Raw genomic sequence first — 13152 nt, 5'->3', positions numbered from 1 at the left:
CGATGCGGCGGGAGCGACGGTTAGGCCGTAGACAAAGGTGACAGGCGATAGCTGAGCACCCGGCCTGTGATTTGGTCGCAATTCACATCCAGGCGGTACAGCCGACCTAAGACGCCTACCACCTGACGCCGATTAATCTGCATAGGGGAAAGTTGCTCCGCTTCGGCTGAAGCGGATGCAGCGCACGCAGGCTCTGCAGCGTGGTTAAGGCCGGCAAATTCGAAGGCGAGTTGCTCAGGTGAGCTCAACAGTTCGGTGTTCGGTGCAGGCACGGATTCCGGGTACACGTTCATCGCGACATCTCCTGACGCGCTGCCGGCAGGCAGCACTTGACTAGGACCCAAGAACGCGCGACGCTGCAGTTCTCTAGGCGGCAGCATCTGGGGCCCCGGTATCGGGGCCCCACTTGGGTCAACGTGACAATCGGTTTGATATTCACGATCGAAGTGGTCTGTGGGCACCTCCTAGGATTAGAGGGAGTGAAGAACAGACGTAACTGGTCCGCCCGCGACGACGCGGGAACTTTTTCGAGCCTCACCCTTCCTTTGGTGATCACCCAACTTCCCCGGCTGTCAGCGTTGCAGTCGGAGGTTGGCACTGAGATAGATCGCGCCTATCGCTGAGGGAAAAAAACCCCCTCCTGCATACAGCGGCCTGACGTAGCCGGACGATAAAGACTGGGCGCAGGTTACCGAACGTAGCAGCTCCTATCGCCACGCACAATACCTTTCAAATCAGTAGGTTTTCGATCCCGGGTAGCAACAATTGGAGCAGCGCGAAGCTGCGCTGCCTGTGTTCCGTATATGCCAACCAAAGTTGTTATTCATAGGCGCGACATATGACAACAAAAGTCGCGCTGCCGTCGTCCATCCTTGCCGTTGACGCGCCGGATCGCAGTGACGCCAGCCATCCTTCGATACTGTGCATCGCTGCCAACCACGAGGCGCATATCCTATGTGTTTCGACGAGCACACATCGAATTTCGCCAGCATATGGCGCAACAGCCAGCATGAGCGAATAAGGGACATTGCGGAGGAATGGGCGTAGCGGGAAGTTTCCCGGTGAACTGAAAGTCAAGATCTACGGGTGAGCGATTCGGAAGCGTTATCGTGGCTAGGGGAAATGTCCAATTTCACCTCATAAAGTAGACTTGGCATTGTCGCGGCGGCGCTGTGTGGTCACCAAACTTGCTCGTTTAAGTGAGGCATGAGCAAGATGCGCACACGGCCGTCATGCCGTGTAATCTGGCTGCATTGAAGCTGATGTTAATATGACAGACATTCTGAGCTTAACAATTCGATCTTCGCCCATCACGATCTACGTTCTAGAGCTTGAGAACGGTTGCTACTATGTTGGGCAGTCATGCAAGTTCGTCGAGCGGATTGCTGCTCACTTTCAGGGAAAAGGATCTGCCTGGACGCGGCGACATTCACCCGTTGCTGTGTTGTGCGCCACGACGGTTAGAACACGCGATTGGAAGGTGGCTGAGCGAATTGAGAACAGGCTTACTTTGTTCTTGATGTCTAAACACGGTTGGCAGAAGGTGCGTGGTGGTTTCTGGTCGAATGTCTGCGAGCGATCTACTAGTGGCGCCCTAGTGCACCACCGGAAGGCGCACATCCTCAAACATAGCCCTTAGTGCCAAAAAAGCATATAGAGCTTCTGGATTAGGGATGTTTATCGGGGGTATGAGGACGACTTAGAGTTCCATCGAAGGAACCAAGCGCGGATTTCCATCGTCTGAATCCGGGCGATACAATTTGCGATAGAGAAAGCCTTTCACCGTACTGAAGCGGATCCTTAAGTAGTGCGGTGAGATGGCAAAGCAAATGCGCGGGCAAGAACAGGGTGCGACGGATGCTCCTTCCAAAAGATATTGAGCTGGGCTTTTCATTCTCCGGCTATGATCAGAATCCTCGATTGCGCGTAATGGTGTTCGATCCAAGGGGCGGAAGCTACCCGCGCGGAACATTCTTCTGCGACGACGGCTTCTTCCACGCCGATGCAGATCTCGCCTTCACGGTCGTACGGTGCTCAGGTTGGCGGTCCATCGACGCAGACGTCCCATTCTCCGAGTTTGCTTGGGCTTCGCCTGCCCAAGTGAGAGTGCTGGGCGCGCTTCTCTTCTGTCAAACCTTTGATGGTGCTTGGATCCGGCTCTACCCAGTGGCCGGGCCGGAATTGGTGCTGAGTATGCATCAGCCTGATCTCTCAGATCGGGCCACCGTCAGCTTGATCAAAGAGCGATTGTTGCTCTCAGCAAGAGAACAGCGACGTATGCCGATGTCGAGCGGCCCCCACGTATCCGCAAGCGTATTGAGAGATCCTTATCATCTGCTGGACCAAGACATCGAAATGGATCGATTCGCGCCATCCTACCGAAGGATCGACCCTGCAAACTTTGTGCTAATGCGAGGCCTTCAGGCGCTAGTGAAGTCAGACATGCTGGGGCGCCATCAAGAGTTCGGCGAAGAATCAGTCATTGCTGCGTTCATTGCATTGGATGCTTCATTTTCCTTAGTACAGCGGAAGCTCAAGTTAGAGGGCCTGACCAATCCGTCGGCGCATGATGCAGCCCGGTGGCTTCATCGTAATCTCTACGAGCCATTTGGGCATGATCCGCCTGGGGAGCTAGAAAATTACTTTGACGATTTTTACAGCAGTAGAATCTCAACGCTGCATCCGGGCAATCGGTTCGGAGATTTTCCTTTTTCGCCAACCATGTGGGACGACGCAATTCATCTGAGATCGCAGCTAAGGCAAGTCTTCTCATTCTTGGTGCATGGAATGCATTTTAAGGACTTCGAAGATGCAGTCGACGACTATCACAAGCGGCACGTTTGAGGAGGCGTAACGATGTAGTCCATCGAAACATTTAAGCAAACACATGTGCTTGAGCGCAGGGTGAGTGGGAGCACGAGCGATAAAGGCTAGAGCGGAGCGAGGGATGCCGAATTCTGGCCAAGATATGTCTCGCCTCGAGATTAGGAAGATTTATCGGGGGTAGGGTGCCATGAATACAGTGAGAGACCCGCCTACGGTTGCTGGACTTCGATGCGATGGCGGAGGTGCTCGTGGTTCGGAGTCTGACCCATGCGCGTGTAGAACGAATCTAGGAACGCTGTGGCCGTGTTGATGGCACAAGCCGCGCACTCGGGTGCCAATAAGCGGGGGCCATAGTGGTGCGTAGCCGGCAGGAAACTGAATGCTGTTTGCCGCCCGGGGGTATAGGGCGCTTCCGTAGAGGTTGTTGACTCCTACTATGTCTTCGGTGCCAGAATCCAACCAATCGCGTTTGTAGTGAACCAAACGGTTCCGAAGGTCCAGAAGGGTCTTGGCTCCCTGCCACGTGGCGTCTTCCTGGTCGAACTCTGATCCCCCCGCATCTATGCCTCCGTCTCGAATCAAAAAACCTGAGCGTGGCCAACTGCACGCGCGCCGCAGTCCTAGCAAACAGTATCAGCACTCCTCGTGGGCAGAGGTCCGCAGATATGTAGCATTGGGGCCTAGCCTAAACTTTCTGCATACTAGGTGGATTGGGACTGTACAACTTAACCCCTACAGTCAGCCGAGTGAATCACAACGATTATTTGGCATTTCGCGTAGTGAGCGCATCAAGCGAAAAAGTTCGGCCTGGTACAAGGCGTCTTCCAGGGCGTCATGATTCGGGGCTCGCTGCGGCTGCAAGCGCTTGCTCATCAGACTGGAACGCGTATCGCCCCATGAGCATCCTGTGGCGCCCATGTAGTAAGCCTTGATATCCAGGGCCGAAAAGCCAAACGGGTTGTCGCGCGTAAAGCGATGGAAGTAGTAGTTCACGAACGACCAGTCGAATGGCGCATTGAAGCCCACGAAAACCAGTTTATCTCCCTCAGCCTGCAGGGACTGCAGCCACTGGGCAAAATGATTCATCGCAATGGCGGGCGCAGTGCCGGTTTTGGCCAGTTCACTCAACGACAAGCCGGTGGCGGCCAAGGCCTCGGGATCAGCGTTCTGATTCAGTGGCTGCAGCGTGCACGCGAAGGTCAGCTCATCGCGATCTACATCGCACGCCCCCAGCGCGAGCAGGCTGAATTCGCCGGGGATCGGTCCGGAGGTCTCCACATCGACGGAGATGAAACGTTCGGGTGTGTTCGGCATGTAAAGCAAATCCTCAATAATCGGCCGCTCTCAATAGCATTGCCTTGGGCGATTTGCACTAGGTCAGAGCCCCACACGAAGCGCTTAGGGACCCTCCTGGTCCGTCGCACGCGCTAGAAGGATTCCGGGCCGCCTATTCATTAAAATGAATAGGCTAACGACCACTTTTCTCAATTTCTGAGACTTGAATAGCATTAGCTAGGGACATACGTAGCACTTTAATCACGGAGTGATGACATGACGCTAACAAAACAGCAAGCGCGTGACTCGCCGACCAAGACGGCCAGCCACGGCCGTTTTAGTACGACCGAAGAGATCAAGCGCATCGTTTGGACTCAAGCTGCCGGGCATTGCGAGCTGTGTGGTACCGACCTGATGCACGACTATAGGGTGGGCCAACCCATGAAGTGGGGCGAGGTCGCCCACATCATGCCAGCTAGTCCCAAAGGGCCTCGAGGACAAGCCCAGCACAACGCCGAACAGGCGCAGGCCCTGACCAATGATCCAGCCAACTTGATGCTGCTCTGTCCCAGCTGCCACGACAAGATCGATCGCGACGCAGAGGACTACCCCGAGCAGGATTTGAGCAACCTGCATCAGGCCCATTGTGAGCGGATTCGGTTAGCCGCCTCCACTCCAGAAGGTGGCCGGGCCATCGCCCTGATCGTGCAAAGCCGGCATTTCAGCACCCAGAACGAGATTGGGGAGCGCGCCTTCCTCACGGCCATGTCCGCTGAAGGACTGGCCGCCTTCGGCCATCCTGTGAAGCTGATTCTGGATGCGCCTGGGCCCGCGGGTCGCGATGCGGCCTACTGGAAGTTGCTGGAAAACAAGATGCGCTACGAGCTCGAACACAAGCTCAGCCAGCGCGGCGGCTCACATGGCGATGCGCCGGCATTGGCCGTGGTGGGCGTGGCCGATATGCCGGCGTTGGTCCTGTTGGGGCAATGTATTGGTGATCGCTCCAACCGCGCGTTGTTCTCCTTCAACCGTGAGCACGGCCTGAGCTGGCCCGACCCCGGCGCCGCGCCGCCAGAGTATCTGTACACCGCGCCACCCGACGGCGATGGGCCGTTGGCCTTGGTGCTGTCCATTTCCGCCCAAGTCCCTGATCGGGATGTGCTGGCTGCCTTGCCCGGCGCGCGCATTGCCACGCTGACTATTTCCGAGCCCAGCTACGCGATGGTCAAGAACCGCGGCGTCATCCATGCCTTCCGCGATGCCTTGCAGATCCAGCTCAGCCGCCTGGAGGCCATGACGGCAGGGCCCATCCATGTCTTTCCGGCCGCGCCTGCGGCCTTGATGATCGAATTTGGGGCTCTGCTGACCACCGAACACCAACATCCCTATCTGATCTTTGATCGTGACAAGAACGATCAGGATCGTTTCAAACCCGCCTTGCCGTTGGGCCCTACGTCGAACACAGGTGAACCATGAACATGCACGTCAATACTGGCCACACCAAGTACAGCAGCTGGGAGTTTTTCCTACTGAGTGCGGCTGAGAGGATTTCGCTGAGCGAGGCGCAATACCAAATCATCAACAATCGCTACCAGCAATTGCAAAAGGTTCTGGATGCGGCTGACGATCCATTGTTGGCCGGGGCCCACATCTTTGTGCAAGGATCCATACGCTTGCGCACGACGATCAAGCCGGTGGCGGACGCGCCCAAGGACTTGGGCACCATCGATGCCGATGCCATCGTCTGGTTGCCCCATGCGCAGGGCGCCAGCGCGATGCAGGTGCTGGATGCCATCTACAAGCGCTTTGATGACGGCAGCCGCGTCCAGGCCAAGATCGAACTGCTGCGGCGCGGCGTTCGCATCGTGTATGCCGATGATAATCCCGGCTTCCATATCGATGTCACGCCAGCCCGCGCCATTGCCGGCAATGGGCAGGAGAACGGTGCGGGCAAGCTCGAGGTACCGGACCGCGAAATGCGCAGCTGGAAGGCGAGCAGTCCGCTTCCATACGCGACCTGGCTGCAAACTGCATCTCAGGAGCAGATCGCGTTGGACAGCACGCATCGCTTGGCTAAGCGCGATGGCCGGCTGGTCGAAGCTTCACAGGAGCCGCTGCCCGACTATGCGCTGTATTCGGAACAGGATCCGCTGCGTGCGGCGGTCAAGATGCTCAAGCGGCACCGTGATGAATGGGCCATTCGCACCCGGACGGAGGGGCATCGGCCGATCTCGGCGGTCATCACCACTTTGGCTAGCCAGGCCTATCTGGATGTCGCTAAGGCCTCCAAGGCCCGGGCATTGCGCCCGTTGGAGGCGATGATGGCCATCGTCCAGCGGATGCCGGCCCATATCCAGGGACATCCCGGCCACTACCAAGTCTGCAATCCAAAGGATCCGGGCGAGAACTTTGCCGAGAAGTGGAATCGTCCCGACGGGCAGCTTTACCGCCAGACGTTCGATCGTTGGCATGCCCATGCGATGTCCTCCTTCGGGCTGGGTCTGCAGACCTTCAGCTCGACGGCGGCCTTTACCGACTCGGTGAAGGAGAGCTTTGGCATCGGCGGTGCCTTTGTGGACGAGATCAACAATGCGATCCCGCCCAACTGGACCTTGCCTGGTCGTGCCGATACGGTGACCCGTAACGCCATGATGGCCGGCTCTTTCTTCGGCGAGGGGGTGCGAGGTCAGGGCTCGCAACAGGACGTCAAACCGGTCGGGCGCCTTGGCTAAGCCTGCGCAAAGTGATGTGCAGCGCGGCATCGCCGCGCTGCATGCGTTCTTGGGCCCGGATGTGGTCCAGACCTGGCTGACAGCGATCACGCCGCGCTACAACGAAGCAGCGGCTTTCACCCTCCCGCTGCCGGCGGACTATACCGGCCTCTCACGCCGGCTACGCATCGGGTTTCCCTCGCAGTTCCCCTCAGGTCAACTGGCTCTGCAGGTGACGCCATCGCCCTGGCTTCAGTGGCCTCATGCCATGGAGAATGGCATGTGCCTGCACGGCTTTGGCGAGCGCCCGATTACGGGAACACCCGAGAGCATTGTCTGCGACAGTTTGAAACGACTCGGGCAAATTCTGGAATTTTCCGTTGAAGGATCTGATCCCCATCGTCGGGCAGCCGAGTTCCAGGCGGAGATCACCTCTTACTGGTCCCACCAGCTAAAAAGGTCCTCGCAGAGCTTGCTGCTGTTGAAGCGCCCCACGCAGGCCGGGCCCTTGTATGCCTTGAGTGATCCTCGACGCGAGGTAATATCGGGATGGGAAACGCTATGGCTATCGGATGACCAGGGCGCCCTGAGGAAGCATCACGAACGCGTCGTCGGAGTGGCTCGATCAATCCGCGAGCCGCTGGCTCCGGCGTTTTTCATCAAACTGCAGGACTATCCTCCACTGAGTGTTCCCACGGCTGAAGCATTCTTGGAATGGCTGATGCCGTATCTGGATGATGAGGATATTCCGGCCTTGTTGGATTGGCTGCAGCGCAGCGATGATCTTCCCGTTCGCTGGGCCGTGCTGGAACTGCCCGGTGAGCAAGCCGGGCCGCTGTTTTGCTTCAACCTGCGCTCCAAGGCGCTGCAACCCCGCCGAGGCCCGCGCTATGGGCTGCGCGCCGGGCGTCGACAGGGCGCGCAGAAGACAGCGTTGTTTCCCGCGGTTCTGCAGGTAGCCACGCTCGACTTGCTCGAGCGCGCTGCGATCCATTCAAGAGAACGCGCCGGAATGGCCGCAAATCTGGAGCATCGCCGCGTCGCGTTGGTCGGTCTAGGTTCCTTGGGAAGTCCCGTGGCGATGTTGCTGGCCAAAGCCGGGGTAGGGCATCTGACATTGATTGACCCGGACAAGCTGGTTGGTCAGAACTTGGGCCGACATGCGTTAGGCATGGATGAGTTGGGAAAGTCCAAGGTAGGCGCGCTGCGGATGCGGCTCCAGCGGGATCTCCCCACCGTCCTGATCGAGGCTTACAACACCTTCGTGGAGGTCATCCTCACCGCCAAGACCGAGGTCCTGGACAAGGCAGACCTGGTTATCGTGACCAGTGCCGAATGGAGTTCAGAGGTAGCGCTGTGGCGCGCCAAGGCCAATGGCGCAGCGTGGCCGTTGATACAGGCATGGAGCGAACCCAATGCCTTTGTTGGTCATGCCCTGGTGGCGATTGAACCGGGCAGCGATGGGCGGCGATTGTTCAATGAGCGCGGTGATTTTTGCCAGGCGTTCACCCAGTGGCCTGATGGTGGCGTGGTGCCGCTGCCGGCCTGCGGGGAGAGCTTCATTCCGGGAGGCGCTACGGGTCTGGCCAGCGTGGTTTCGATGATCGTCAACAGTGCGATACGCGTGTTGCGCTCGCAAATGCCAACGCGGGCATGGATCAGCAGCATTTCTACCCCCGATGAAGTTACCCGGCTGAATGGGCACTACCGAGGCCCAAGTCTGGAGGCCGGCCAGATCCATGTGGTGTTGGAGCGCGACTGGCCGCACTGTCAGGACCGCCCTTGAACACTATTGCCTGGCGATGGCATTGGCCTCGGCACAACGTAGAACTGCTTGTCACGGAGACCGTGGCGCAGGTGCTGAGCGCACATCGCCAGCGTATCTGGGAGACCGAGCGCGGCGGACAGCTGTTCGTCGATCCGGATGATCCGCGAGGGCTAGTGCTCGCCGGCGCCACCCCGCCCCATCCCGCCGACCGGGCGGGGTGGGCATGGCTGGAACTGGATGCTAAGCGATGCCAACAAGAGATAGGCCACGCCAACTCCCAAGGTTGGCGTCTGGTAGGCTACTGGCATACCCATCCGCAAGTAGTGCCCAAGATATCGCCTGTTGATGTGGCGAGCTTTGCAGCTTTTGCTACCCGGTATACCATTGCATTGTCCTCTCCGCTGGCGGTCATAGTTGGCAAACCCGTGCACCCGCGCGGTATCCGCGCTTGGTCGATTCGAGATGGTCAACCCAAAGAAGGGGAGCCGGCGCCGGCATGAGAAACACCTTGGGGGCAATAGCAGGGCATACGACCAGCGCTCTGGCGGACGACCACGTCACCGGCTATCAGGTGCCGGGCAGTCCACTCAACCCTGTTGCGGCGGTAGAGGCGGTGATGGACCTTCATTAGGCCGTTTCACCACGCGGTTCGATCATGTCAAGCAGTTTCCAGCCGGCGCGCGTCAGTCTCTTCAAGCAGTCGATGTCAGCTCTGTCTACGTGCATCGCAACGGCCAAGAGCTTCCGCGGGCGAGTGACACCGACGAACATGTTCATCAGGCGCTCAGTCGTCGCTTCATCCGTTGCACCCCGGGCATCCTCATCTCCGCATAGGAACGGCAGCAGAGTCTGCACGTCGAACTTCTTGTTTCGGCAACTCTCCATAATCAGTGTGGCTAAATGAGTCTCCCCCTTTACGGAAGCGACCGTGGCCACGTGGATGGGAAAGGAAACCTGTAGACCTTGAACGAGATACGTATTCGATGGGCCGAGATCCTCGCTGGCTTGCGGGGTGTCGTGGGCGAGCCAAGCCATTGGAACGTCAGCAAGCGAAGGACATACATCAATGATGTCTCCCAACTCTCTCGTGATGTTGACGAGCGCAACGAGGAATGACTGTTCCGAGGCCATATCGTAGGGCTCGAACACCAACTTGTGCGCAGCAGTGGTGAGCGTGATTTGTTTATCGCTGTGCGGTCCGAGGATGTTAAGTAGATCGCGCCAGTGCCTAGCCTTTCGATACTCTGACTTGCCAAAAGCCTGAACTATCAAGACGAGGGCTGCGCGAGCTGCCGATACACGCTTTTCTATAACAGAGCCCTTGGTCTCGGTGCCCGCAACCTGCATTAACTTCTTTGCGTTGCTCGAATTACGCGTCGGGTTGGCCGCGATGTCGTCATAGCCAGGGAAATAGTCGGGAATGTGTCTACCGACTCGCTGTTGCGGGTTTCCTCGGGACTTGATCGCGCACACTGCCTTAACCGGAAGCGCGTCTAGTTCTTCCTGCATGGCATGATTTGCGACCCAAGCACCAAAACGCGCGATGACTTGGTTCACAGTGTCGTCGCTGTACAAGAACAGCGTCGGCGGAGCAGAGGGATTCGGACCTCGGCCCTCGATACCTTGCCCTACTGCCTTGACGCTGTTGGCGACTTCGGCAAATTGGGCTCCAAATCGCATGCTGATCCGCACCTCCTGACTGCCCACGTTAGGAAAGGCGTTCGCAACCGAACTCCGACGTCGATTCAGAATGGCTTGGTTAACATCCCCGAACCGCTGAACGACTGAATTCTTGCCAAATATCGCGTTGAGAACTTCAAGCTGGAGCTCGCTCGTGTCCTGCATCTCGTCGATAAAAACGTTCGGAAATCGGTGACTAATAACTCCCGCGAGAGCCGGAACCTGCGACATGGCTTGAAGCGCGTACGCAAACATATCCGCATGCCGCAATCTTCCGTCCTGCGCCATCTTCTCTTTGAGTGCGCGAAGGTTCTGAACCATCTGCCCGCCGGCTGGCAATGGGACATCGGCGTCTGAGTGCAGGTCCAGGTTAGGGCCTCGAAAACGAACTTGCTTTATCGTCGATTCGCGCGCGTACCTGTTTATACCTATCCATCCTTTGCTAAACTTGTAAGCCGCTGAGTAAAAACGCTCGGAAAAATCTTCCTCGTCAACTTCCCGAGGGGTAATTCCAAGCGTGCGCAGCCACGGTAGAGCGACAAAGCGATTAACAAAGCTTTGAATTGTGCCGATGTAGTGGGGATACGCGAGCAGGGATTCTCCGGACGGGACCGATTTGAGGCATCTTTCAATCTCTGCTCGGGCAACGTTGGTGTGTGTGAGGATGCAGATCCCTCTACGCGCATACGGCCAGCGGGCTGCCATTAGGGACAACTTTGCCCCCAGGAGAGTTGTCTTGCCGCTACCTGGGGCGGCTTGCACGTCGCCCGAGGAGGCCATCAGCAGCGCATCCACCTGCTCTTGCCGATTGAACTCCAGCTTCGGAAACAGCCCCGGCAGCTTTGCCAGGTCGTCAAGGGTCAGGATAAAGGGAGTCCCCATCACAGTTCATCCGGAACGAGATAGTCGAAGGCGGCGAGGATATAAGGAGGCAATGCCTTGAGGATCTGCTCTTGGTTCCCGGCATGCCCATCCTTTAACAGGCGAGCCAGATACTGCGCTACGACAGCTTTTGACGCGCTCTTAGAGTGCAATGTCTCGTACGTGGTCGCGGCGATTGATTCGGAGGAATCGCACTCCTTGAGTAGGTCGAACTCTTCGCCGGCGGAGTTGACTGTGGCAGCGTACTGCTCTGTCGTCAGATGTCCCTTCGAGCCCTCGGCTTGGTCCAACTGAACCGCGATATATGTCGCGCGTGCAAGGCCGGAACGAAGCAGGTCGTACTCTAGGGTCCAGTAATCCGAGATAAAAACTTCTGTGCTTCCGCCACGCGCGCGGTCAACCTTGGCTTGTCGCGCCGCTGCCAATTCTATGGCCGTGTAGTCCGCCACCTTGCGCTTCGGATGACGCTTACCGCCCTGGGTCGTATGATTTCCGCTGGCTTCCTTTTCCAATCGCCCTTGTATGTACGTAACATCGTTGGGAACAATGTCTGCATCGCCCAGACATGCCACCTTGATGGGAAGACTTGTGCCATCTCCGCGTTGCAAGATGCGTGCATAGCGAAACAATCCGACACTGCCGACGCTGACAACGGAGATGCCATTGGCCTCGAAAGAGCGCCCCGCGGCTTCAGCCAACGCTGGCAGCAAGATTGCCTCGGCGGGGCCTTCGACAATCATAACGCCACGCGCAAAGAACAAGTTTGCCTTTGAACTATCCAGAAAACGTCGTAAGAATTCATAGTCATCTGGCTCAAGGGCTGTCTCGCCCTTGGCCAATCGAAACGCCTTGCCTCCGCAGATGATGGTGAGCGACTCAACTGGGGCACTGGCTGCGATGCTGGGACTATGTGTAGTGACCACCACCTGGATTCCATCTGCGCTTGCTTTAGCTGCCAGCATGGATAGCACGCGAGACTGCAGTTGCGGATGCAAATGCGCCTCTGGTTCCTCAATGAGCAGCAAAGGCAGATCTTCGTTGCTGCCATTGCCGAGCAGAAGCAACTCCGCCGCCATGAACAACACATTATTGTAGCCGAGGCCTCGTTCGCAATTTGTCTCCTGTGTCGACGCTTGCGGGGGGAGCAGTCTCAGCTCCAGTCGTTCCAGTATTTGCGTAAGCGTCAGCTCGGAGGAGATTCGGATGTCGGACGTGAGTGGCGTCGCCTGAAAGCTCAGTTCTTTTAGATACTCGTTATTGAGCTTGTCACGCACGTCCTTGACCACCGCCTTGGTGCTGATGCGATGCTGAGCTTGAGCCATGATTCCGACAAGGGTGTTCGGGGGAGCGTCAGGGGCCGTCTTGTCGAACTTGTTCTCGCCTTCCTTCTTTAGATCCTTGTGCGACCTCAGAATTTGGGAAAGACGTGACCCTTTCCTAGGCCTGAGCTCTGCGATCGCATCGCGAAGTGGCTTTAGGTACGTCGAGCGGAGCAGATCGCGAGCCGCCGACGACAATTCCGGACCACCGCCTCCCTTGCCACAGGTAACGCTGATGATAGGAGTAAGTTGCCTGGCGTTTGCCGCGCCCGGCAATCGGCGCTTGGCGTGTACGTGGATCACCACGAAAGGTTCGGAGCCTGCCTCCAGTGTGAGCCAATCCAGGAGCGCGGCCTGTTGCGGCTTGTTGAGGCCTCGCAACTCCAGTTCTAGGCGCAACTCCGATGCCTGACCTGCGGGTCCGCAGTGGAAGTCGTCGTCTTCGATGCGTATGAAATCGTTGCTCGTCGTGAGCAATGTATATCGCATCACATCCACAATGCATGTCTTTCCGGCGTCGTTCTCTCCGACGAGCACATTCAGCCCTTGGGCAAGTTGCAGGTCTAAATGCTTGTTCGATGCGCTATCCGCGAAGACGCGAAAGTTCTCTGCGAACATCCGATGCACATACATGGAATCCGCTCCCTAGATTGAATTATTCAAGGTCGTTAGCTTAAAACGACCAGGAAAA

General features: G+C 57.5%; 10 protein-coding genes. 6 read left to right on the top strand and 4 right to left on the bottom strand.

Annotated elements, in window-relative coordinates; genetic code table 11:
- Positions 1-20 precede the first annotated feature (20 nt).
- Complete coding sequence (locus NKJ47_RS11010) at positions 21-293, bottom strand: hypothetical protein (protein WP_152249581.1); 273 nt, start codon at positions 291-293, stop codon at positions 21-23.
- 977 nt (positions 294-1270) lie between these two features.
- Between NKJ47_RS11010 and NKJ47_RS20830 the strand changes: the two genes are divergently transcribed.
- Positions 1271-1639, top strand: coding sequence for a GIY-YIG nuclease family protein (locus NKJ47_RS20830; RefSeq protein WP_429002410.1), 369 nt, complete (start codon positions 1271-1273; stop codon positions 1637-1639).
- A gap of 218 nt (positions 1640-1857) precedes the next feature.
- Complete coding sequence (locus NKJ47_RS11005) at positions 1858-2844, top strand: hypothetical protein (RefSeq protein WP_254457951.1); 987 nt, start codon at positions 1858-1860, stop codon at positions 2842-2844.
- 720 nt (positions 2845-3564) lie between these two features.
- Here the strand turns inward: NKJ47_RS11005 and NKJ47_RS11000 are convergent.
- Positions 3565-4140, bottom strand: a complete 576-nt coding sequence (locus NKJ47_RS11000) for a 3'-5' exonuclease (protein WP_254457950.1) — start codon at positions 4138-4140, stop codon at positions 3565-3567.
- Between the two features lie 237 nt (positions 4141-4377).
- Here NKJ47_RS11000 and NKJ47_RS10995 point away from each other — a divergent pair, with 237 nt between their 5' ends.
- Genes NKJ47_RS10995 through NKJ47_RS10980 form a run of 4 tightly spaced genes read left to right on the top strand, consistent with a single transcriptional unit; the run spans position 4378 to position 9080 of the window.
- Positions 4378-5577 carry an HNH endonuclease gene (locus tag NKJ47_RS10995; RefSeq protein ID WP_254457949.1) on the top strand — a complete coding sequence of 400 codons (1200 nt, stop codon included), beginning with the start codon at positions 4378-4380 and terminating at the stop codon, positions 5575-5577.
- Entirely contained in the window at positions 5574-6833 is a 1260-nt protein-coding gene (locus tag NKJ47_RS10990) for a nucleotidyltransferase domain-containing protein (protein WP_254457948.1), read from the top strand. Before NKJ47_RS10995 ends, NKJ47_RS10990 begins: the two co-directional genes overlap by 4 nt.
- Complete coding sequence (locus NKJ47_RS10985; protein WP_254457947.1) at positions 6826-8598, top strand: ThiF family adenylyltransferase; 1773 nt, start codon at positions 6826-6828, stop codon at positions 8596-8598. The genes NKJ47_RS10990 and NKJ47_RS10985 overlap by 8 nt, the downstream gene beginning before the upstream one ends.
- Positions 8595-9080: a Mov34/MPN/PAD-1 family protein gene (locus NKJ47_RS10980; RefSeq protein ID WP_254457946.1), complete on the top strand. Its 486-nt coding sequence runs from the start codon at positions 8595-8597 to the stop codon at positions 9078-9080. Before NKJ47_RS10985 ends, NKJ47_RS10980 begins: the two co-directional genes overlap by 4 nt.
- 127 nt (positions 9081-9207) lie before the next feature.
- On the opposite strand, the gene NKJ47_RS10975 is transcribed toward NKJ47_RS10980, so the two are convergent.
- Positions 9208-11142 (bottom strand): UvrD-helicase domain-containing protein, encoded by a 1935-nt coding sequence (locus NKJ47_RS10975; RefSeq protein WP_254457945.1) that lies wholly within the window; start codon positions 11140-11142, stop codon positions 9208-9210.
- Positions 11142-13094 carry an ATP-dependent nuclease gene (locus tag NKJ47_RS10970; protein ID WP_254457944.1) on the bottom strand — a complete coding sequence of 651 codons (1953 nt, stop codon included), beginning with the start codon at positions 13092-13094 and terminating at the stop codon, positions 11142-11144. The genes NKJ47_RS10975 and NKJ47_RS10970 overlap by 1 nt, the downstream gene beginning before the upstream one ends.
- Positions 13095-13152 lie beyond the last annotated feature (58 nt).

This window comes from Xanthomonas sacchari (assembly GCF_024266585.1).
GTDB classification, from domain to species: domain Bacteria; phylum Pseudomonadota; class Gammaproteobacteria; order Xanthomonadales; family Xanthomonadaceae; genus Xanthomonas_A; species Xanthomonas_A sacchari_C.
This window is presented reverse-complemented; position numbering and strand designations above follow the sequence as displayed.